The organism is Terribium retamae (assembly GCF_022347545.1).
In the GTDB taxonomy this organism is placed as follows: Bacteria; Pseudomonadota; Alphaproteobacteria; order Rhizobiales; family Rhizobiaceae; genus Mesorhizobium; species Mesorhizobium retamae.
Genome location: NZ_JAKREW010000006.1, coordinates 172,770 through 192,685 on the forward strand (window position 1 = coordinate 172,770; position 19,916 = coordinate 192,685).

The window sequence follows — 19,916 nt, forward strand, 5'->3', positions numbered from 1 at the left end:
TACCTGAAACAAAAAAGGCCACCCGAAGGCGGCCTTTCTGCATTCGAATTCGCGGACTTGATCAGCGCGAATAATATTCGACGACCAGGTTCGGCTCCATCTGGACGGCGAACGGAACGTCCGCCAGGCCTGGAACGCGGGCGAAGGTCGCGGTCATCTTGTTGTGGTCGGCTTCGATGTAGTCCGGCACGTCACGCTCGGCGAGGCCGACGGACTCCAGAACGATGACGAGCTGCTTCGACTTCTCGCGCACCTCGATGACGTCGCCCGGCTTGCAGCGATACGAACCGATGTTGGTGCGCTTGCCGTTCACATTGATGTGGCCGTGGTTCACGAACTGGCGTGCGGCGAAGATGGTCGGCACGAACTTGGCGCGATAGACGACGGCGTCCAGGCGCGACTCAAGCAGGCCGATCAGGTTCTCGGAGGTGTCGCCCTTGCGGCGGTTGGCCTCTTCGTAGGTCTTGCGGAACTGCTTTTCCGAAACGTCACCATAGTGACCCTTCAGCTTCTGCTTGGCGCGCAGCTGCAGGCCGAAGTCGGAAAGCTTGCCCTTGCGGCGCTGACCGTGCTGGCCGGGGCCGTATTCGCGCTTGTTGACCGGGGACTTCGGGCGACCCCAGATGTTTTCACCAAGACGGCGATCGATCTTGTATTTTGCGGATTCGCGTTTGCTCATCGCATTCCCTTTCAAAACAACAGACCCGAACCACCACGGTCCGGGCGAAGGAAACGCGCCCTCCTCTGGCCTCCGTTTTCGAGACCTGACAGGGTTTTCCGCGCAAGCGACTGGAAAACCCACGGGACACGTCAGTGATGCAAAACCCTGGAAACCTATGGCATCGTCAGATCTTGCGGCATAAAACAAAGCACCGGACCTCACGGCCCGGCGTTGCGCGGCTTCGATAGACCGCTGTCATCTTCCTGTCAAGCAAGCGAATGCGGCAACGTTGGCAAAGTTGACGCAGGCGAACACGCCGGTTCAGGCTGCAGCGTCGAAAGCAGCCCGGGCAGAATGCAGGTTGTCGCGGTTGCCAGCGGCCCATGCACCGAGAGCAGCGATCGGCACCGCGAGTGACTGGCCGAGTTCTGTCAGCGCATATTCCACTTCCGGCGGAGTGGTCGGGCGCACGGTTCGACTGACCAGACCATCTCGCTCGAGCGAACGCAGCGTAACCGTCAGCATGCGCTGGGAGATGCCCTCGATCGTGCGCTTGAGTGCATTGAACCGCATCGACGCCGGCTGCAGGTTGAGAATGACCAGGATGCTCCAGGTGTCACCGACACGGTCGAGCACCTCTCGGATGGGGCAGCTGCCACCTGCATCGGTGGCGAAACCCGGTGTGGTGTAGAGCAGCGGCACACCCTCTTCGTTCGTCCTGGCGTTCATATGGTTCCCTTGGCGTAACCTGGGCACAAAATCATGCGTTCTTTTCGCGGTTCCCGGTCGCAGCTATGTAGTTACCGGCGATAACCTGATTACTCAAAATATCCATCTTTCCTGAAGAGGGAAAGGGACAAGACAAGGAGACCAACCATGAAGATCGCTCTCATCGGAGCTTCCGGCTTCGTCGGTGGCGCGCTGCTTAAGGAAGCCATCCACCGTGGCCATAGCGTCACCGCCATCGTACGCAATCCGGAAAAGGTGGCCGCAACTTCCGGTGTTACCGCCGTCAAGGGCGACGTCAACGACGTCAAGCAGCTTGCCGCTCAGCTCGCCGGTCATGACGTCGTCATCTCAGCCTTCAACGGCGGCTGGGGCGATCCTGAAATCTACAACAAGCATCTCACCGGCTCCCGCTCCATCGCGGCGGCTGCCAAGCAGGTCGGCGTGCGTCTGATCGTGGTTGGAGGCGCGGGCAGCCTGCACGCGCCGGACGGCAGCCAGTTCGTCGATTCCCCCGATTTCCCGGAAGCCTATAAGGATGGCGCCCGTGCCGCCCGCGATGTCCTCGCCGAACTGCGCAAGGAAAGCGGACTGGAGTGGTCATTCGTGTCGCCTGCGGCTCATATCGCCCCCGGCGAGCGCACGGGCAAATTTCGGTTGGGGGGCGACGAACCGGTGCTGGATGCCAAGGGCGAAAGTCACGTTTCGGTCGAAGACCTGGCCTATGCCATCCTCGATGAAGCCGAGACGCCGAAGCATACCCGCAAGCGTTTCACACTAGGCTACTAAACGGCCTCGACAGGATCCCGAACGCGTATGTCCTGCCGGGCAGGATTAGTCTTTAAGACTTCTTGTCCGGCAAGCCCTTGCGCTTGGTTTCCGCGAATTCCTCCAGTTCCTTCTCGCTCATCGATTCGAACATCTGCTTCGACGCGCCGATGAGTTCACTCTTCTTGATTTCGCCGCGCTTGGCGGCAAGTGCAGCACCTGCGGCACGCTGCTGGGCCTTGGAAGTTGCGGGCATCGCTGCTTCTCCCGTTTCCATCTGGATTGGAAACGCCGCGCTCGGCTGTGCGTTCCGGTAATTTCAGGAAGTGGTCAGCCCGAAACCCTGCATCAGCCGTCGCGTTGCGAAATTCGGCTTGCCCGAGGTGAAGACGGCGAAATCAGCACCTGTGCTTGGGAGATCCATCGTTTCCTTCGGGCGTCCATCCTCCAACAGGGACAATGCGCGACGCGCGATCGCTTCCGCCGGGTCGATCCAGTCAACCGGCCATGGCGCAGTCTTGCGCATGCGGTTGACGAGAAAAGGATAGTGGGTGCAGGCCAGCACCACGATGTCCGTGAATCGGCCGTCCTGTTCGATGAAGCATGGGGCGATCTCGTTGCGCACGGCCTCCTCATCGACGAAACCATCGCGCATGTAGATTTCGGCAAGTCCGGCCAGCGCAGTCGAACCGACCAGCCGGACATGGCATTTTTGCGCCCATTTGCCGATCAGGTCGCGTGTGTATTGCCGCTTGACCGTGCCGGGCGTTGCCAGCACCGAAACCAGACCGGAGCGCGTGCGCTCGGCTGCAGGCTTGATGGCGGGCACCGTGCCGACAAAAAGATGATCGGGGAACGCCACGCGCAACGCGTCGATGACCAGCGTGGAGGCGGTATTGCAGGCGATGACCGAAATAGCCGGCCGATAGCGCTCGAGCAATTGCCCGAAAAGCGCCAGAAGATGTGCATTCAGCGCCGGCTCTTCCCAATTGCCGTAAGGAAAGGCTGCGTCATCGGCGATGTATATGAAGCGCCGATCAGGCATCAAGACGCGCGCTTCGCGCAGCACGGTGAGGCCGCCGACACCGGAATCGAATATCAGGATCGGCTGCTCGGTCATTTATGCCTCAATCGTTGTCCAACCCCTTGCCGCAGACGGGTGGCAGGGTGTCGGCATCGTCGCCATCCTCCGAGGGGTGTGCGGCGCGATCGGCCTTAGCCTTGCGCTCGGGATAACCGGCGCCGCGCGGCTCCTTCGGCGAGAAATAATCAAGCGACGCAACAACGCCACGCAGCACCTTCAGCTCCGGCTCGGCGAAGCCGGCGCGGGTCAAGACCGCGCGCAAATTGTCGACCATCTTGGGCTTCTTTGCGGCGGGCCGGAAATAACCGCGCGCCTCGAGCGCTGCCTCGAGATGGGCGAAGAGGCCGTGCAGCTGTTCCTTGGTGGCCGGCAGCATCTCCGGAGTGGAGAAATTGGTATCGGTTTCCTTTTCCAAGCCGGACTTCATCCATTCATAGGACATCAGAAGCACTGCCTGGGCGATATTGAGCGAGGAAAAGGCAGGGTCGACCGGAAAGGTGACGATCTCGTCGGCAAGACCGACCTCGTCATTATAGAGCCCGAAGCGCTCGCGCCCGAACAGGATGCCTGTCTTCAGGCCATCGCGAGTCCGAGCCCTCAGCGACCGGCCCGCCTCCACCGGTCCGCGCACCGGCTTGAAGCCGTCGCGCTCACGCGCAGTGGTGGCGAAGACAAAATTGAGGTCGGCTATCGCCGACGGCAGGTCGTCATACAGCTTGATCGCGTCAATGACATGGTCGGCTCGGCTGGCGGCCGCACGGGCCTTCTCGCTCGGCCAGCCGTCACGCGGATTGATCAGTCTCAGCTCGCCCAGGCCGAAATTCGCCATGGCCCGTGCGACCATGCCGATGTTCTCGCCGAGCTGCGGCTCGACAAGGATGATGGCGGGGCCAGCGGCCTGTTCAGGGGAATTCGTCATGACAAAACGCTCATTTGCGGCACTGTCGCGTCCCCTGCCACATCCGGTCGCGAAATTGAAGCTTTGCCTGCTCCCTCCGACCGCAGGCGTTTCAGCGATGCTGCAACGCCAGGCGCACGCCAAGCGCACAATAGATGGCGCCGACGACCTTGCCCTGCCATTTCAGGATTGTCGGATTGCGGCGCAGCAGATTGCCGAGCGCGCCTGCGCCGAACGCAAAAACCAGCGTACTCACCAGTCCCAACACGACAAAGATGGCACCGAGACTCAGCAGTTGGAGAGGAACCGGCCCATTCTCCGGCCGCACAAACTGGGGAAGGAAGGCCAGGAAGAACAGCGCGGTCTTCGGGTTGAGGACTTCCGCCAGGATCGCTTGGTGAAAAGCCTTGCCGGCGCTGATCGGCAACGTGTTTGCGGCCAGCTCTGTCGGAGCCTTTGCCAGTATGGTACGGATGCCGAGATAGATGAGGTAGCCGGCCCCGAGATATTTGACGACGCTGAAGAGCATGGCCGACGCGGCAATGATGGCCGATATGCCTGCGATCGCCAGCACGGTGTGGACCATGTCACCCGCGGCGATACCGACGCCGGTAGCCACGCCCACTCTCGTGCCCGAACTGGTCGAGCGCGCAATGGTCAGAAGCGTCGCCGGCCCAGGTATGAAGACAAAGCCGAACACGATCGCGACATAAGAAATGAGCGTGGCCAGATCAATCATGTGTGAGCTCCCCGTCGATGACCGCCACAGCATCACTGTTTCGGTTGAAAAGCAACGTACCGCCAGCCGGCGTGTGTCTCCGCGGTCAAGCGTCTGATGCCGACTTGCGGGCCAAACATCTGTTCTCAGCGTTTGCACCCCTAACCGCGCTTTGATATAGGGGCCGCATCTCTTGGCCGAGCCGTACGCGAGGCCCTTCCCGACCAGCAGCGAGGCTTCTTTCCATGGCGAAGATCAAGGTGGCTAACCCCGTCGTCGAACTCGACGGCGACGAGATGACCCGCATCATCTGGCAGTTCATCAAGGACAAGCTGATCCACCCCTATCTCGACCTCAACCTGGACTATTACGATCTCGGCATCGAGCACCGCGACGCGACCAACGACCAGGTCACCATCGACGCCGCCAACGCCATCAACAAATATGGCGTCGGCGTGAAGTGCGCGACCATCACGCCCGATGAAGCCCGCGTCGAGGAATTCAAGCTCAAGAAGATGTGGAAGAGCCCGAACGGCACCATTCGCAACATCCTGGGCGGCGTCATTTTCCGCGAACCGATCATCATGAAGAACGTTCCCCGCCTGGTGCCGGGCTGGACCAAGCCGATCATCGTCGGCCGTCATGCGTTCGGCGACCAGTACAAGGCGACCGATTTCAGATTCCCAGGCAAAGGGAAGCTTTCGATCAAGTTCGTCGGCGAGGACGGCCAGGTGATCGAGCATGATGTGTTCGATGCACCGGGCGCCGGCGTGGCAATGGCCATGTACAATCTCGACGAATCGATCCGCGAATTCGCGCGCGCCTCGATGAATTACGGCCTGCTTCGCGGCTATCCCGTCTATCTCTCGACCAAGAACACCATCCTCAAGGCCTATGACGGCCGCTTCAAGGACATCTTCCAGGAAGTCTACGAGAAGGAATTCGAGGCCGCCTTCAAGGAAAAGAAGATCTGGTACGAACATCGCCTGATCGACGACATGGTTGCCTCCTCGCTGAAGTGGTCGGGCGGTTATGTCTGGGCCTGTAAGAACTATGACGGCGACGTGCAGTCCGACACCGTTGCACAGGGCTTCGGTTCGCTGGGTCTGATGACCTCCGTGCTGATGACTCCGGACGGCAAGACGGTCGAGGCGGAAGCCGCGCACGGCACCGTCACCCGCCACTATCGCCAGCACCAGAAGGGCGAAGAAACCTCAACCAATTCGATCGCCTCGATCTTCGCCTGGACCCGCGGTCTCGCACACCGTGCCAAGCTGGACGACAATGCCGAACTGAAGCGCTTCGCCGAGACGCTGGAGAAGGTCTGCATCCAGACCGTGGAGAGCGGCCACATGACCAAGGATTTGTCGCTGCTGATCGGTCCGGACCAGCCCTGGCTGTCGACCACCGGTTTCCTCGACAAGATCGACGAGAACCTGCAGAAGGCCATGGCCTGATCCTGGCGGTTACAGGATTGGAAAAGCCCCGGAGCGATCCGGGGCTTTTTTGTTTGGAAACTGACCCGATCCTCGGCAGGGCGCGAGACGTCAGCCTCTCAGGCCAGCGGCAGATGGATGTCGATCAACAGCGCGGCCGGTGCAACGTCGCAGCACCGATGCTTTCCAGGCATCCCGCGCTTCTGGACCGGTGGCACGCGATACAGGCCCGGGAAAGCTTCACGGCCACGAACCCGACCAGCTAGCCGGGCATCCGGAAGATTTTTTGCCATAGGCTGCCAAAAGGGCAGCGTGTTTTCTTGCCCTCGCCGGTCAAGCGCCCAAATAGATACAGCGGCTGTTCTCGCCGCCAGCGTCCTTCAGATCTGCAGGTCACTGCCTGAAGCGGACGCCTACCAATCGCTGTCCTTTCAACACATTCTAGGAAAGAGACCCATGAGCCCGACAATCCGTTTCAATGACGGCAAGGCCATCCCGCAACTCGGTTTCGGCGTCTGGCAGGTACCTAACGAAGGCGCCAATGCTGCTGTGACAGCAGCCATCGAAGCCGGCTACCGCTCGATCGACACCGCCGCCATCTATGGCAACGAACAAGGCGTCGGGGACGCGCTCGCCGCTTCAAGCGTCTCCGACATCTTCCTAACCACCAAGCTTTGGAATTCGGAGCAAGGTTACGATTCAGCGCTGAAGGCCTTTGATGCCAGTCTCAAGAAACTGCGTCGCGACAAGATCGATCTCTATCTGATCCATTGGCCGGTGCCGTCACGCGATCGGTATGTCGACAGCTGGAAGGCGCTGATCAGGCTGCGCGAAGACGGTCGCGTCGCCTCCATCGGCGTCTCCAACTTCCAGATCGCCCATCTTGAGCGGCTGAAAGCAGAGACCGGCGTGGTACCCGCGATCAACCAGGTGGAGCTGCACCCACGCTTCCAGCAGAAAGAGCTGCGCGCCTACCACGCCAAGGAGGGTATCGTGACTGAGGCATGGAGTCCTCTCGGCCAAGGCACGCTGCTGCAGGATCCGGTGCTTGTCGCGCTGGCGAAAAAGCACAACAAGACCGCCGCCCAGGTAATCCTGCGCTGGCATCTCGACACCGGCAATGTCGTCATCCCGAAGTCGGTGACACCGTCACGCATTGTCGAGAATTTCCAGGTCTTCGATTTCAAACTGGCGCCGGAAGACATTTCCGAGATCGAGAAATTGGACAGCGCCAAGGGCAAGATCGGCCCGGATCCGGACACATTCGCGGTCGGGTAGCTCAAATTCTGGCGCGTTCCGCCGGAACGCGCCAGCCATTTTCGCGGCTGCCTTCAAGCGGCGCAGCTTCGTCCAGATTTCGTCCCGGTTCTCCGCATAGTCTTTCCGCCAATCGGGGGAATCATGCGCAAACGAACCGTCGCCTTGTTCGGGGTACTCGTCGCCGCCGCCGTCATTTGGGCGCTGAACAGCAGTCTGCTTGCCGACAGCACGAAGCGGCAGCCGATGTTGATCGCGCATCGCGGACTCGGACAAACCTTCTCTCCCGTCGGCATCGGCAACGACACTTGCACGGCCGACCGCATCTATCCGCCAGAGCACCCACATCTCGAAAACACGATCGAAGGTTTCCGAGCGGCATTTGCAGCCGGTGCAGACATAGTGGAGCTTGACGTCCATCCGACCACCGACGGCGATTTCGCAGTGTTCCATGACTGGACGCTGGATTGCCGTACGAACGGCAAGGGCGTGACGCGCGAAAAGAGCCTCGAAGAGCTGAAGGCGCTCGATATCGGTTATGGCTATACTGCCGATGGCGGCAAGAGCTTTCCGTTCCGCGGCATGGGAATCGGAAAGATGCCGAGCCTTGGCGAGGTGCTCAGCGCATTTCCGGACAAGCGTTTCCTGATCAACATCAAGAGCGATGACATCGCCGAGGGCCGCCTGCTGGCGAGAAAGATCGGCGCGCTGTCGCCGGAGCAGCAAAAACTCATCATGGTCTATGGCGGCGGAAAGGCGATCGATGCCTACAAGGCCGCCTTGCCTGACGCAGTCGTGCTGGGAACGGACCGCGTCGTTCCCTGCTTGCTGCGCTATGCCGCGCTCGGCTGGAGCGGCTACGTGCCAGAGGACTGCCGCAAGACGCTGTTCATGCTGCCGGCCAACTACGCTCCCTTCGCCTGGGGCTTTCCCAACCGGCTCAGCGAGCGGCTGGAGGCCAACGGTTCGACGCTTGTCATTCTGGGCGACAATGACGGTTCGAAGTACTCGACCGGCGTCGACGACATCGCGACGTTCAACAAGTTGCCCGCCCGTTTCGACGGCGCGATCTGGACCAACCGCGTCGACCGGATCGGCCCCGCACTGGCTGCCCCACAATAGAAGATGCCGGATGTTTCACCCGGCACCGACAATCACCCAAACTGTCAGTTGGTAGTCCGCTTTGCGGTCTAGGCGGCCAGCGCCGCCTTGACCGCAGCGATGGCGTCATCGGCCTTGGAAGCGTCGGGACCGCCGGCCTGTGCCATATCCGGCCGACCGCCGCCGCCCTGCCCGCCGAGCGCAGCAGACGCGACGCGCACCAGATCGACGGCGCTGAAGCGACCCGTCAGGTCGTCGGTAACCGCGACAACCACGCTCGCCTTGCCTTCGGCTTCGCCAACCAGCACGACGACACCGGAACCCAGCGCTTTCTTGCCTTCATCGGCGAGCGGCTTCAGGTCCTTCGGCGATACACCGCTGACCGACTTGCCGAGGAAACCGACGCCTGCAACGGTCTCAGTGGCATTTTCAGCTGCACCGGCGGAACCGCCACCCATGGCGAGCTTCTTGCGCGCGTCGGTCAGGTCACGCTCGAGCTTCTTGCGTTCCTCCAGCAGCGTTTCCACCCGCGCGAGCACATCAGCCGGCGCAATCTTCAATGCAGCCGCGACCGCCTTGAGACGCCGGTCCTGTTCGTCGAGGTGGCGACGTGCCGCTTCGCCGGTCAGCGCCTCGATACGGCGAACACCGGCTGCCACCGGACTATCGGAGATAATGCGCACCAGGCCGATGTCACCGGTCGCCTTCACGTGGGTACCGCCGCAAAGCTCGATCGAATACGGCCGGTTCGCTTTCTCGCCATGCAGTGCCGTGCCCATCGACACGACACGCACCTCGTCGCCGTACTTCTCGCCGAACAGCGCCATCGCACCTTCGGCGCGCGCATCATCGACCGACATCAGCCGAGTCGTCACCGGGCTGTTCTGGACGACGATCTCGTTGGCCATGCGCTCGACCTCTTCCAGTTCTTCCGGCGAAATCGGCTTGTTATGCGAGATGTCGAAGCGCAGGCGGTCCGGTGCCACCAAGGAACCTTTCTGGGCAACATGCGTGCCCAGCACTTCGCGGAGCGCCTCATGGATGAGATGCGTTGCGGAGTGGTTGGAGCGCAGCCGTCCACGGCGTGCATGGTCGACCTCGAGCTCGACGGCCGCCCCAGTTTTCAGGGACCCCTTGATCACCTTGCCCTGGTGCACGAAGAGACCATCTGCCTTCTTCAGCGTGTCGGTAACTTCAATTCGGAAGCCTTCGCCAGTGATCGTCCCGGTATCGCCCATCTGACCGCCGGACTCGCCGTAGAACGGCGTCTGGTTGACGATGATCGCGACGCTGTCGCCTTCCTTGGCGTCGTCGACGACCTTGCCGTCGCGCAGGATCGCGGTGACGATGCCTTCGGCCTTTTCGGTCTCGTAGCCGAGGAACTCGGTCGCGCCGGTCTTGTCGCGCACAGAAAACCACACCGTCTCGGTTGCCGCCTCACCAGAACCGGCCCAGCTGGCACGCGCCTCGGCCTTCTGCCGTTCCATCGCATCGGTGAAACCGGCGAGGTCGACGGAGATACTGCGCTGGCGCAGCGCATCCTGCGTGAGGTCCAGCGGGAAGCCGTAGGTATCGTAAAGCTTGAAGGCGGTCTCACCGTCCAGCATGTCGCCGGCACCGAGCTTGTCGGTGGCATCGGCGAGCAGGCCAAGGCCGCGCACCAGCGTCTTGCGGAAACGTGTTTCTTCCAGCTTCAGCGTTTCGGTGAGCAAGGCTTCGCTGCGGACGAGCTCCGGATAGGCCTGGCCCATTTCGCGCACCAGCGCCGGCACCAGCTTCCACATCAACGGCTCATTGGCACCCAGCAACTGCGCGTGGCGCATAGCGCGACGCATGATGCGGCGCAGAACATAACCGCGACCTTCGTTAGAAGGCAGAACGCCATCGGCCACCAGGAAGGACGAGGAACGCAAATGGTCGGCGATCACACGGTAGGAAGCGACATTCTCGGTGTTCGGGCCATGGCCGAGCGCAGAGGAAGCCGCGTCGATCAAATGCCGGAACAGATCGGTCTCGAAAACGCTTTCCACGCCTTGCAAGATGGAGGCCATGCGCTCCAGACCCATGCCGGTATCGATCGACGGCCGCGGCAGGTCGATGCGCTCGTCCTTGGTGACCTGCTCATACTGCATGAAGACCAGGTTCCAGAACTCCAGGAAGCGATCACCATCCTCTTCCGGGCTGCCGGGAGGGCCGCCCCAGATGTGCTCGCCCCGATCGATGAAGATCTCCGAACATGGACCGCACGGACCGGTGTCGCCCATCGCCCAGAAATTATCCGAGGTCGCGATGCGGATGATGCGGTCATCCGAGAAGCCCGCAATCTTCTTCCAGTAGCCGGCAGCCTCTTCGTCGGTGTGATAGACGGTGACGAGCAGCTTGTCCTTTTTCAGCCCGAAGTCCTTGGTGATCAGGTTCCAGGCGAGCTCGATCGCACGCTCCTTGAAATAATCGCCGAACGAGAAGTTGCCGAGCATCTCGAAGAAGGTGAGATGGCGGGCGGTATAGCCGACATTGTCGAGATCGTTGTGCTTGCCGCCAGCGCGTACGCTCTTCTGCGCGGTCGCGGCGCGCGAATAGGCGCGCTTTTCCAAACCGGTGAAGACGTTCTTGAACTGCACCATGCCGGCATTGGTGAACATCAATGTCGGATCGTTGCGCGGCACCAGCGGGCTGGAGGCGACGATCTCGTGGCCTTCCTTGCGGAAATAGTCGAGAAAGGTCGACCGGATATCGTTCACGCCACTCATCGAAACTGCCTTTATGGTGAAGCCGCCAGCCAAGCCGGCGGTGATGGACTAGGCCTTTTAGCGACAGCCTTCCAGCCTGTCCAGAAACAGGAAAGACCTGCCCGGCGGAGACCGGAGCTACCGCCCAAACGCAAACCGCCGGCACAAGGCCGGCGGTTGAACAACATCGTCAGGCGACAGGCTTCAGAGCGCCCCGTGGCTTAGCCTTCCGCGGCGTCGTCCAGATCGTTGTCGCTGTCGCCGCCATTGTCGAGGAACTTCTCCGCGATCAGTCCGGCATTCTGCCTCAGCGCCTGCTCGACCTCACGGGCAAGATCCGGATTGTCACGCAGGAACATCTTGGCGTTCTCACGCCCTTGGCCGAGACGCTGCGAGTTGTAGGAGAACCAAGCTCCCGACTTCTCGACAATGCCAGCCTTGACGCCGAGATCGATCAACTCACCGGTCTTGGAGACGCCTTCGCCATACATGATGTCGAATTCGATCACCTTGAAGGGCGGGGCAAGCTTATTCTTGACAACCTTGACGCGGGTCTGGTTGCCGACCACCTCATCCCGGTCCTTGATCGAGCCGATGCGCCGGATATCGAGGCGCACCGAGGCATAGAACTTCAGCGCGTTACCGCCGGTGGTCGTCTCGGGCGAACCGAACATGACGCCGATCTTCATGCGTATCTGGTTGATGAAGATGACCATGGTGTTGGAGCGCGAGATCGACGCGGTGAGCTTGCGCAGCGCCTGGCTCATCAGGCGAGCCTGCAGGCCTGGCAGAGCGTCACCCATTTCGCCTTCGATTTCAGCGCGTGGGGTAAGCGCGGCAACCGAATCGACCACCAGAACGTCGATGGCGCCGGAACGTACCAGCGTATCGCAGATCTCCAGCGCCTGCTCACCGGTATCCGGCTGCGAGATCAGAAGGTTTTCAAGATCGACGCCCAGCTTGCGGGCATAGACCGGGTCGAGTGCGTGTTCGGCATCGACGAAGGCGCAGATGCCGCCCTTCTTCTGTGCTTCGGCCACCGTATGAAGCGCCAGCGTAGTCTTACCCGAACTTTCCGGCCCGTAGATTTCAACGATACGGCCGCGCGGCAGGCCGCCAACGCCAAGCGCGATGTCGAGCCCCAGAGAGCCTGTCGGCACCGTCTCGATCTCGACTGCCTGCTCATTGGCACCGAGCCGCATGATCGAGCCCTTGCCGAATGCCCGTTCGATCTGCGACAGCGCAGCGTCGAGCGCTTTTGATTTGTCCACCGAATTGTCCTCTACAAGCCTCAAGCTATTCTGAGCCATGATACATCACCCCTTGGTCGTCAATGAAGGCCGGACAGTCCGGGATCCCTTGTGAATATGTACCCTTTTTGTTCTGTTTTGGCAAGCCGCACCAAATATTTGAAAAATATGATAAATCTGCATTTGTTCTTTTTTTGTTTTGTCAGGAGCATCCGAAAAACATTCTTACCGGCGCACGTCACATTGGCGCGAGGCGGACGGCGCCGATTCGGTACTGACCTGCTGGCCAGCCATTGCGGGACCACCCGTGCAGCGGTGCATGCATGAGCCCCACGCCGAAGCTTTTCGCCGCCGGCGGCGCGCATATCGACCGGCGCGGACAGGTCAGCGGCCTCTATGTGCCGGCAGCGTCCAACCCGGGCACGATGCGTGAGGATGTCGGCGGCGGTGTCTTCAATGCATTGCGTACGGTCGTGCGACGCGGGGTTTCCGCTTCGCTGATGTCGGTGCGGGGCGGCGACACGGCGGGAGAGACAGTTGCCCGGGCGGTCGCGCAGGCGGGCATCAAAGACCTCTCTGTGACCTTCCTTGACCGTGCCACGCCGAGCTACACGGCGATCCTCGACAATGAGGGCGAGCTCGTGGTGGGCTTTGCCGATATGGGGCTCTACGACCTCGCCTTTCCAAAGCAGATGCGACGCGCCAACATCCGTGGCGCAGTCGAGATGGCGGATGCCGTGCTGTGCGATGCGAACCTGCCAACCGCAGCGCTCGAACGGCTGGTGGCACTGGCTGGAGTTCGGCCGCTCTTTGTGATCGCCATTTCTCCGGCGAAAGTGGTGCGTCTCGCCTCGTTGTTCGAGCGGCCGACGCTGGTATTCATGAACCGTCGCGAAGCTGCCGCGCTGACCGGCCTCTCGCGCGAAGCGCCAGAAAGCGAACTGGTGGCAGGCCTGCGAGGCATCGGCATGCGCGGCGGCGTGGTGACCGCGGGGGACCGCCCAGCCCTCGGCTTCGACAAGGACGGCGCCTTTTCGATCACCCCGCCTCCGCCCGGGGCCGTGGTCGACGTGACCGGCGCGGGCGATGCGTTGGCGGGAGCCACCATCGCAGCACTGCTGCGCGGCCTGCCGCTGCGCATCGCGTTGCGTGAAGGTGTTGCCGCAGCAAGGCTCGCCATCGAAAGCCCGCTGGCGGTGCCCGACTTCACCCAGGCATCCTTTGCCGCAGCCCTGGCCCTTGTGCCGGAGGCGCGGGAAGTGGCATGAGGACGGCTCAATCAGACTGTCGAGCGGCGCCCCGCGAGGGCAGACGCCGCGACCGGAGACCAAGATGATGCTCGAAACCGCCCGCCCCTATATCGACATCCACGCCCCAGTGGCCGAGGCATTGGCCGCGGGTCGCCCGGTGGTGGCGCTGGAATCGACCATCATCACCCACGGCATGCCTTACCCAGACAATGGCGCGATGGCGGCCAATGTCGAAAAGATCATTTCGGATGAAGGCGCGGTGCCGGCGACGATTGCGGTCGTCAACGGTCGCATCAAGATCGGCTTGTCCGACGGCGAACGGGAATCGCTCGCCATGACCGACGACGCCATGAAGCTATCGCGCGCCGACTTTGCCTTTGCCGTCGCCGAAGGTCGTACCGGCGGCACCACGGTGGCGGCCACCATGATCGCGGCGCATATGGCCGGCATCAAGGTATTCGCCACCGGTGGTATCGGCGGCGTGCACAAGGGCGCTGAGAAGAGCTTCGACATTTCCGCCGACCTCGACGAATTGGCGCGCACGCCGGTCATCGTTGTGTCGGCCGGTGCCAAGGCCATCCTCGACATTGAAAAGACGCTGGAAGTTCTGGAAACGCGCGGCGTGCCGGTGATCGGCCATGGCTGCGAGACGATGCCGGCCTTCTGGTCGCGTCAATCGCCCTTCCGGGCACCGCTGACGCTGGATGCACCCGAAAAGATCGCCAAACTGTTCAAGACGCGCCAAGCGCTTGGTGTCGACGGCGGCATGCTGGTGGCCAATCCGGTTCCGGAGACCGACGAAATCCCTGCCGCGGAGATGGCAGGCTATATCGAGGCAGCGCAGAAAGCGGCGGAAGCGCAGAACGTAACCGGCAAAGCGGTGACGCCGTTCCTGCTCGGCAAGATCCTCGAGATCACCAACGGCCGCAGTCTGAAGACCAACATCGCCCTGGTGGAAAACAATGCCCGCGTTGCGGCAAGGGTCGCCAAGGCACTGTAAGCGACCGGACAGTTATTTTCCGGAGCGCAGACCAGCCTCATAAGACTTCTTCGCCCAGATGGCCATTTCATCGGGATCGTCTGCGGCTCCATCCGGCAATGTCCAGTAAGGCATAGCAACCTGCTTGCCATGGTGCGAGCCAATATAGGTCCATTGCGTGCAGCCGGCTGCGTCGAACTCGCGGGCAAGTTCGGCATCCCCCTTCAGCATCAGCTCGCCGCGCAGTTCGATGGCGACGATCACGCCATCGAAATAGATGCCCTTGCCGCCAAACAGGCGGCGGATGCTGACAGGGCCGAGGCCCGCGAAAAGGTCTGTGATCGCGTCATTGTCCATGGCCGATCTTGTCATGAACCTCAGGGCAATTCCAGGAAAAGTGTGCGCCGGTTTTCCATCAGGAACTTTGTCAAAACAAAGGGTTAGAGCGTCTCCCCGTTTCCATGAAAAATGGAAATGCTCCAGCGGTCGTCACGGCGCAACCAAAGCTCTCCTGACAGGTTTAACCCTCACAGGATCTAGAATTTCGAGGAAACGATCATGCCCCTGCTTCTTAAAGGCTCCTGCCGTTGTGGCGCCGTCAATTTCCAGGCGGAAAGCCAGACGCCAGTGCCTTACCAGCTCTGCTATTGTTCGATCTGCCGCAAACAGCAGGGCGGAGGCGGATATGCGATCAACCTTGGTGCAGACTCCGCCACCTTGAAGATAACCGGGAGCGAAAACCTCGGCGTCTATCGCGCTGAGATTCAGGACGACGAACGCCCGGTGTGCGAGACGTCCACAGGCGAACGCAATTTCTGCAGGAAGTGCGGTTCGGCGCTGTGGCTCTACGACCCAACCTGGCCGGAACTCGTGCATCCATTTGCGTCAGCCATCGATACAGACTTGCCCGTGCCACCGGAGCGCACGCATCTGATGCTGAAGTACAAGGCAAGTTGGGTGGAACCAGAGATCCACGAGGGCGACAAAGTGTTCGATCTCTACCCTGAGGAATCGATTGCCGACTGGCACCGAAGAACCGGTATGTGGGTGGAGTAAGTTCGATTCTTCAATTAACGGAGAAGAGAAGGATTAGTCTTCGCCGGCAAAATCTTGAAGCGCCTGCCCCGTTAGGCGGAAGAACACTTTCTCCTCCTCCCGCATGGCGCCCGTCTCATCATAGAAAGCGAGCAGCCGGACATTGTTGCGGTCAGCAGTCCAGTCGACGCGAGAGAGGCCGCGTGCAACGGCGAGGCGGGCAAGTCTCCGCAAGAGGGCTTGACCAACACCGCGGCCGCGTACCGCCTCGGCGACGAACAGATCCTTAAGAAAGAACCCGCTCTTCAGGCCAGGACCGGGATAAATCGTCGAGAAGGTGGCAAAACCGATCAGTCGGTCGGTTTCAGCGACGAGAATTTCGACGCCTGCCGGCAAGCTGGCGAGATCGGCGAGGATCACATCCTTTGCCGGACACGGCACGCCATAATGTTGCTGCATCTGTTCGAAGAGCGCGGCAAGCTTGATCAAGTCGGTCTTTTCAGCAGGGCGGATGGAGATCATGCCCGCCTCTCCTGCATCACCGCTGAAAGATTTCAGGCAGCGCTCTGCGCGCGGGCTTCGGCCAGTGCCTTGAGGTCGGCTGGTTTCAATTCCACGGACTCACCGCAACCGCAGGCCGAGGACTGGTTCGGGTTGCGGAAAGTGAAGCCGGTGCGCAGCGTGGTGCGTTCGAAATCCATCTCGGTACCGAACAGAAACAACGCTGCTTCCGGGGCGACATAGACATGCGCGCCGTCGCGCTCGACATGGTCGTCCTTGGGATTCGGCTCGGTCACAAGGTCGACCGTGTATTCCATGCCGGCACAGCCGCCCTTCTTGATGCCGAGACGGATGCCCTGCGCGTTCTCACGCGTGGCCATGATCTCGCGAACGCGCTCGGCGGCCTTGTCGGTCATTGAGATGACGGCGAAGCGTCCCATGTCATTCTCCAGTTTCACGCGGGTTCAAGGCCCACGGAACAAAGTCTAGCTATAAGATGGTGAAGTTTTTACAGCCGTGCAAGACGGCTTAGTACCACCCCACCGCGACCTGAGCCTCTTCCGACATGCGGTCGGGCGTCCATGGCGGATCGAAAACCATCTTGACCTCGACGCCTGAGACACCCTCCACGGCGCCGACGGCATTTTCGACCCAGCCAGGCATTTCGCCGGCCACCGGACAGCCCGGGGCAGTCAGCGTCATGTCGATTTTGACGGTGCGGTCATCCTCGATGTCGATCTTGTAGACCAGCCCGAGTTCATAAATGTCGGCGGGGATCTCCGGATCATAGACCGTCTTCAGCGCCGAAACGATGTCGTCGGTAATACGCGCCAGTTCGTCTGCTGGAATAGCCGAAACGGGAGCAGTCTCGGCTGAGACGGCCTGCGGCGTTTCCGTTTCAGTGATCGCGGCGTCTTCCATAGCTTTACCCGAAGAATTTCCGTGCTTTTTCCAGCGCCTCGACAAGCGCGTCAACTTCCGCACGCGTGTTGTACATGCCGAAGGATGCCCTGCATGTGGAGGTGACACCGAAGCGTTTCAACAGCGGCTGGGCACAATGCGTGCCCGCGCGGACCGCAACACCCTGCCGGTCAATCACCATCGACACGTCGTGGGCATGGATGCCCTTGAGTTCGAAGGAGATGATGGCGCCCTTGTCCGGCGCGTCGCCAAAGATGCGCAGCGAGTTGACGGAGCGCAGCCTTTCATGCGCATAGGCCTTCAAATCAGCCTCGTGCGCCGCGATCCGCTCCCGACCCACCTTTTCCATATATTCGAGCGCGGCACCCAGGCCGATCGCCTGCACGATCGGCGGCGTGCCGGCCTCGAAGCGATGCGGCGGATCGTTGTAGGTGACGATATCTTCCGTCACTTCTTCGATCATCTCGCCACCGCCCATGAAAGGCCGCATGGCCTCCAGCCGCTCCTTCTTGCCGTAGAGGACACCGATACCGGAAGGACCATAGACCTTGTGGCCGGTGAAAACGAAGAAGTCGCAGTCGAGATCCCGGACGTCGATCGGCATGTGCACGGCGCTCTGGCTGCCGTCGACTAAAACCGGAATGCCACGCTGGTGCGCGATCCGGCAGATCTCTTTGATCGGCGTCACCGTGCCCAGCGCGTTCGACATCTGGGTAATGGCGACAAGCCTGGTGCGGTCGGTCAGCCGCTTCTCGAATTCCTCGACGTGGAATGCCCCGAAATCGTCCACGGGCACCCAGACCAGCTTGGCGCCCTGGCGCTCGCGGATGAAATGCCATGGCACGATGTTGGAGTGGTGCTCCATGATGGAGAGCACGATTTCGTCGCCTTCGCCGATATTCGGCATGCCCCAGCCGTAGGCCACCGTATTGATGGCGGCAGTGGTGTTGGAGGTGAAGACGATGTTGTCGGTGCTCGGCGCATTCAGGAAGCGCCGCACGGTTTCGCGTGCATTTTCATAGGCATCGGTGGCTGTGTTCGACAGGAAGTGCAGGCCACGATGAACGTTGGCATATTCCTTGGAATAAGCGTGCTGGACAGCGTCCAGCACCGCCTGCGGTTTCTGCGCCGAAGCACCATTGTCGAGATAGACCAGAGGCTTGCCGTAGACCTCGCGCGACAGGATCGGGAAGTCGCGGCGGATCGCCTCGACATCGTAGGGGGTGGTGTTCAGCACTTGGTCCATTTCCTACCCAAAGTGAATAGTGAGTAGTTGTCAGTCAGCGGCGGCATGGTTCCCCTCTACTCACCACTCACTATTCGCTACTCACTACCCGTGCGTCGCGAACCATTCATCGAGCTTGCCTTCCAGCGTCTCGACGATCTGCTCGTCTTCCAGTTCCTCGATCACTTCCGCGACGAAGGCCTTCACCAGCAAGCCGCGCGCGGTCTTCTCGTCGATGCCGCGCGCCATCAGGTAAAAGAGATGACCGTGGTCGATCTCGGTGACAGTCGCGCCGTGGCCGCACTGGACGTCGTCGGCGAAGATTTCCAGCTCCGGCTTGGTCGAGAACTCGCCGTCATCAGACAAAAGCAAGGTGTTGCAGGCCATCTTGGCATCGGTCTTCTGCGCATATTGATGCACATTGATACGACCCTGGAAAACGCCGCGCGCCTTGCCGGTGACGACGTTGCGGATCACTTCCGTCGACGTCGTGTGCGGCACGGCATGGTCGAGCACCATGGTCACGTCGGTATGGGTGTCACCAGCCAGAAGGTTGACGCCACGCAGCTTGAAATCAGCGCCTTCGCCCTTGGTCGCCACTACGACTTCCTGGCGCACCAGCTTGCCACCGGCATTCAGGAAGAACAAGGTGAGCTTGGCGTCCTTGCCGATCCAGGCCTTGAACTGGGCAAGATGCGACGCCGTCTCCGGTTGTTCCTGCACGATCAACCAGGTCGCTTCCGCACCCTCGTCCAGCGTCAGCTGGCTGATGGACGATGTGAGTGCAGTGCCCTCGCCGGTCTGACGTTCGACGATAACCGCCTTGGCACCCTTGCCGACGCGCACCGGCAGCCGCACATGGCTCTGGCCACCGGCTTGCACGTTCTGCAGTTCGATCGGCTTTTTCAGTTCGACCCCATCAGCGATGTCGACAAACACGCCGTCGGCGACAAAAGCCGTGTTCAGCGCACCGATAGCATCATCGGCACCATACAGATCGAGCGCCGGAGCGAAGCTGCCGTCGGTCAGCTTGTCCGATAGGCGGGCGAACGAGACACCCTCAAGCGTCGGGAACTTGGCGGTGGAGGCGCCGTTCAGCACCGAAACCACGGTCGAATCTTCGATCACCGGTGTCACCGCCTTGGCGGCAGCGGACGGATCAAAGCCAGGAACTGCCGGCAGCAAGGTGCGCAAATTGGTATAGTGCCAGCTTTCGATGCGCTTGGTGGGCAGGCCAGCCTTCAACGCTTCGACGGCGTTGTCGCGCCGAACCATGACTTCGCCGTCACCCGGCAGCAGCGACTGCCGCTCGCCGAACGCATCGATCAGTGACGTCTCGGCCTGCGTCAGCTGCTGTGGAACATGTGCGTTCATGAC

Annotated in this window: 21 protein-coding genes; 7 read left to right on the forward strand and 14 right to left on the reverse strand. The window is 61.1% G+C overall.

What is annotated here, in order from left to right:
* Positions 1–61 precede the first annotated feature (61 nt).
* Together rpsD and L4923_RS09675 are read right to left on the reverse strand one after the other, a co-directional pair.
* The gene (gene rpsD, locus L4923_RS09670) at positions 62–679 is read right to left on the reverse strand and encodes a 30S ribosomal protein S4 (protein WP_239364149.1); all 618 of its coding nucleotides are present in this window, start codon (positions 677–679) and stop codon (positions 62–64) included.
* Between the two features lie 303 nt (positions 680–982).
* The gene (locus L4923_RS09675; RefSeq protein ID WP_239364150.1) at positions 983–1,390 is read right to left on the reverse strand and encodes a winged helix-turn-helix transcriptional regulator; all 408 of its coding nucleotides are present in this window, start codon (positions 1,388–1,390) and stop codon (positions 983–985) included.
* Positions 1,391–1,537: 147 nt separating this feature from the next.
* On the opposite strand from L4923_RS09675, the gene L4923_RS09680 reads away from it, so the two are divergent.
* Positions 1,538–2,176, forward strand: a complete 639-nt coding sequence (locus L4923_RS09680; protein WP_239364151.1) for an NAD(P)-dependent oxidoreductase — start codon at positions 1,538–1,540, stop codon at positions 2,174–2,176.
* Between the two features lie 52 nt (positions 2,177–2,228).
* Here L4923_RS09680 and L4923_RS09685 read toward each other — a convergent pair whose 3' ends face one another.
* From L4923_RS09685 to L4923_RS09700, 4 genes are all read right to left on the reverse strand, one after another.
* Positions 2,229–2,411, reverse strand: coding sequence for a DUF3008 family protein (locus L4923_RS09685; RefSeq protein WP_239364152.1), 183 nt, complete (start codon positions 2,409–2,411; stop codon positions 2,229–2,231).
* Between the two features lie 63 nt (positions 2,412–2,474).
* Positions 2,475–3,275: a glutamate racemase gene (murI, locus tag L4923_RS09690; RefSeq protein WP_239364153.1), complete on the reverse strand. Its 801-nt coding sequence runs from the start codon at positions 3,273–3,275 to the stop codon at positions 2,475–2,477.
* Positions 3,276–3,282: 7 nt separating this feature from the next.
* The gene (locus L4923_RS09695; RefSeq protein ID WP_239364154.1) at positions 3,283–4,158 is read right to left on the reverse strand and encodes an RNA methyltransferase; all 876 of its coding nucleotides are present in this window, start codon (positions 4,156–4,158) and stop codon (positions 3,283–3,285) included.
* Positions 4,159–4,249: 91 nt separating this feature from the next.
* Entirely contained in the window at positions 4,250–4,876 is a 627-nt protein-coding gene (locus tag L4923_RS09700) for a LysE family translocator (protein ID WP_239364155.1), read from the reverse strand.
* A 224-nt stretch (positions 4,877–5,100) separates the two neighbouring features.
* Here L4923_RS09700 and L4923_RS09705 point away from each other — a divergent pair, with 224 nt between their 5' ends.
* The 3 genes from L4923_RS09705 (at position 5,101) to L4923_RS09715 (ending at position 8,670) form a co-directional block, all read left to right on the forward strand.
* Positions 5,101–6,312: an NADP-dependent isocitrate dehydrogenase gene (locus tag L4923_RS09705; RefSeq protein ID WP_239364157.1), complete on the forward strand. Its 1,212-nt coding sequence runs from the start codon at positions 5,101–5,103 to the stop codon at positions 6,310–6,312.
* A gap of 435 nt (positions 6,313–6,747) precedes the next feature.
* Complete coding sequence (locus tag L4923_RS09710) at positions 6,748–7,569, forward strand: aldo/keto reductase (RefSeq protein WP_239364158.1); 822 nt, start codon at positions 6,748–6,750, stop codon at positions 7,567–7,569.
* 123 nt (positions 7,570–7,692) lie between these two features.
* Positions 7,693–8,670 carry a glycerophosphodiester phosphodiesterase family protein gene (locus L4923_RS09715; RefSeq protein ID WP_239364159.1) on the forward strand — a complete coding sequence of 326 codons (978 nt, stop codon included), beginning with the start codon at positions 7,693–7,695 and terminating at the stop codon, positions 8,668–8,670.
* A gap of 68 nt (positions 8,671–8,738) precedes the next feature.
* On the opposite strand, the gene alaS is transcribed toward L4923_RS09715, so the two are convergent.
* Both alaS and recA read right to left on the reverse strand, forming a co-directional pair.
* Positions 8,739–11,399 carry an alanine--tRNA ligase gene (alaS, locus tag L4923_RS09720; protein WP_239364162.1) on the reverse strand — a complete coding sequence of 887 codons (2,661 nt, stop codon included), beginning with the start codon at positions 11,397–11,399 and terminating at the stop codon, positions 8,739–8,741.
* 200 nt (positions 11,400–11,599) lie between these two features.
* A complete protein-coding gene (gene recA, locus L4923_RS09725) occupies positions 11,600–12,688 on the reverse strand; it encodes a recombinase RecA (RefSeq protein ID WP_239364165.1) in 1,089 nt (362 codons plus the stop codon).
* Positions 12,689–12,951: 263 nt separating this feature from the next.
* Between recA and L4923_RS09730 the strand changes: the two genes are divergently transcribed.
* Both L4923_RS09730 and L4923_RS09735 read left to right on the forward strand, forming a co-directional pair.
* On the forward strand, positions 12,952–13,896 hold the full coding sequence (locus L4923_RS09730; RefSeq protein WP_239364168.1) for a carbohydrate kinase family protein: 945 nt from the start codon (positions 12,952–12,954) through the stop codon (positions 13,894–13,896).
* Between the two features lie 64 nt (positions 13,897–13,960).
* Positions 13,961–14,878: a pseudouridine-5'-phosphate glycosidase gene (locus L4923_RS09735; RefSeq protein ID WP_239364171.1), complete on the forward strand. Its 918-nt coding sequence runs from the start codon at positions 13,961–13,963 to the stop codon at positions 14,876–14,878.
* Positions 14,879–14,890: 12 nt separating this feature from the next.
* Here the strand turns inward: L4923_RS09735 and L4923_RS09740 are convergent, their stop codons facing one another.
* Entirely contained in the window at positions 14,891–15,214 is a 324-nt protein-coding gene (locus L4923_RS09740) for a TfoX/Sxy family protein (protein WP_239364235.1), read from the reverse strand.
* 201 nt (positions 15,215–15,415) lie between these two features.
* Here L4923_RS09740 and L4923_RS09745 point away from each other — a divergent pair, with 201 nt between their 5' ends.
* Complete coding sequence (locus L4923_RS09745) at positions 15,416–15,913, forward strand: GFA family protein (RefSeq protein ID WP_239364173.1); 498 nt, start codon at positions 15,416–15,418, stop codon at positions 15,911–15,913.
* A gap of 33 nt (positions 15,914–15,946) precedes the next feature.
* Here the strand turns inward: L4923_RS09745 and L4923_RS09750 are convergent, their stop codons facing one another.
* The 5 genes from L4923_RS09750 to sufD all read right to left on the reverse strand — a co-directional run bounded on the left by L4923_RS09750 (position 15,947) and on the right by sufD (position 19,913).
* On the reverse strand, positions 15,947–16,414 hold the full coding sequence (locus L4923_RS09750; protein ID WP_239364175.1) for a GNAT family N-acetyltransferase: 468 nt from the start codon (positions 16,412–16,414) through the stop codon (positions 15,947–15,949).
* A 32-nt stretch (positions 16,415–16,446) separates the two neighbouring features.
* The gene (gene sufA, locus L4923_RS09755) at positions 16,447–16,833 is read right to left on the reverse strand and encodes a Fe-S cluster assembly scaffold SufA (protein WP_239364177.1); all 387 of its coding nucleotides are present in this window, start codon (positions 16,831–16,833) and stop codon (positions 16,447–16,449) included.
* 88 nt (positions 16,834–16,921) lie between these two features.
* Positions 16,922–17,314, reverse strand: a complete 393-nt coding sequence (locus L4923_RS09760; protein WP_239364179.1) for an SUF system Fe-S cluster assembly protein — start codon at positions 17,312–17,314, stop codon at positions 16,922–16,924.
* A gap of 4 nt (positions 17,315–17,318) precedes the next feature.
* Complete coding sequence (locus L4923_RS09765; protein ID WP_239364182.1) at positions 17,319–18,560, reverse strand: cysteine desulfurase; 1,242 nt, start codon at positions 18,558–18,560, stop codon at positions 17,319–17,321.
* Positions 18,561–18,644: 84 nt separating this feature from the next.
* The gene (gene sufD, locus L4923_RS09770; protein WP_239364185.1) at positions 18,645–19,913 is read right to left on the reverse strand and encodes a Fe-S cluster assembly protein SufD; all 1,269 of its coding nucleotides are present in this window, start codon (positions 19,911–19,913) and stop codon (positions 18,645–18,647) included.
* Positions 19,914–19,916: the final 3 nt, after the last annotated feature.

Bases quoted from the DNA above. Each gene is read 5' to 3' on its own strand.
- sufD (WP_239364185.1), bottom strand. From the start codon at position 19,913: ATGAACGCACATGTTCCACAGCAGCTGACGCAGGCCGAGACGTCACTG.
- L4923_RS09765 (WP_239364182.1), bottom strand. From the start codon at position 18,560: ATGGACCAAGTGCTGAACACCACCCCCTACGATGTCGAGGCGATCCGC.
- rpsD (WP_239364149.1), bottom strand. From the start codon at position 679: ATGAGCAAACGCGAATCCGCAAAATACAAGATCGATCGCCGTCTTGGT.
- L4923_RS09700 (WP_239364155.1), bottom strand. From the start codon at position 4,876: ATGATTGATCTGGCCACGCTCATTTCTTATGTCGCGATCGTGTTCGGC.
- L4923_RS09760 (WP_239364179.1), bottom strand. From the start codon at position 17,314: ATGGAAGACGCCGCGATCACTGAAACGGAAACGCCGCAGGCCGTCTCA.
- L4923_RS09695 (WP_239364154.1), bottom strand. From the start codon at position 4,158: ATGACGAATTCCCCTGAACAGGCCGCTGGCCCCGCCATCATCCTTGTC.
- L4923_RS09745 (WP_239364173.1), top strand. From the start codon at position 15,416: ATGCCCCTGCTTCTTAAAGGCTCCTGCCGTTGTGGCGCCGTCAATTTC.
- L4923_RS09715 (WP_239364159.1), top strand. From the start codon at position 7,693: ATGCGCAAACGAACCGTCGCCTTGTTCGGGGTACTCGTCGCCGCCGCC.
- L4923_RS09685 (WP_239364152.1), bottom strand. From the start codon at position 2,411: ATGCCCGCAACTTCCAAGGCCCAGCAGCGTGCCGCAGGTGCTGCACTT.
- alaS (WP_239364162.1), bottom strand. From the start codon at position 11,399: ATGAGTGGCGTGAACGATATCCGGTCGACCTTTCTCGACTATTTCCGC.
- L4923_RS09750 (WP_239364175.1), bottom strand. From the start codon at position 16,414: ATGATCTCCATCCGCCCTGCTGAAAAGACCGACTTGATCAAGCTTGCC.
- L4923_RS09730 (WP_239364168.1), top strand. From the start codon at position 12,952: ATGAGCCCCACGCCGAAGCTTTTCGCCGCCGGCGGCGCGCATATCGAC.
- sufA (WP_239364177.1), bottom strand. From the start codon at position 16,833: ATGGGACGCTTCGCCGTCATCTCAATGACCGACAAGGCCGCCGAGCGC.
- L4923_RS09740 (WP_239364235.1), bottom strand. From the start codon at position 15,214: ATGGACAATGACGCGATCACAGACCTTTTCGCGGGCCTCGGCCCTGTC.
- murI (WP_239364153.1), bottom strand. From the start codon at position 3,275: ATGACCGAGCAGCCGATCCTGATATTCGATTCCGGTGTCGGCGGCCTC.
- recA (WP_239364165.1), bottom strand. From the start codon at position 12,688: ATGGCTCAGAATAGCTTGAGGCTTGTAGAGGACAATTCGGTGGACAAA.
- L4923_RS09680 (WP_239364151.1), top strand. From the start codon at position 1,538: ATGAAGATCGCTCTCATCGGAGCTTCCGGCTTCGTCGGTGGCGCGCTG.
- L4923_RS09735 (WP_239364171.1), top strand. From the start codon at position 13,961: ATGATGCTCGAAACCGCCCGCCCCTATATCGACATCCACGCCCCAGTG.
- L4923_RS09705 (WP_239364157.1), top strand. From the start codon at position 5,101: ATGGCGAAGATCAAGGTGGCTAACCCCGTCGTCGAACTCGACGGCGAC.
- L4923_RS09675 (WP_239364150.1), bottom strand. From the start codon at position 1,390: ATGAACGCCAGGACGAACGAAGAGGGTGTGCCGCTGCTCTACACCACA.
- L4923_RS09710 (WP_239364158.1), top strand. From the start codon at position 6,748: ATGAGCCCGACAATCCGTTTCAATGACGGCAAGGCCATCCCGCAACTC.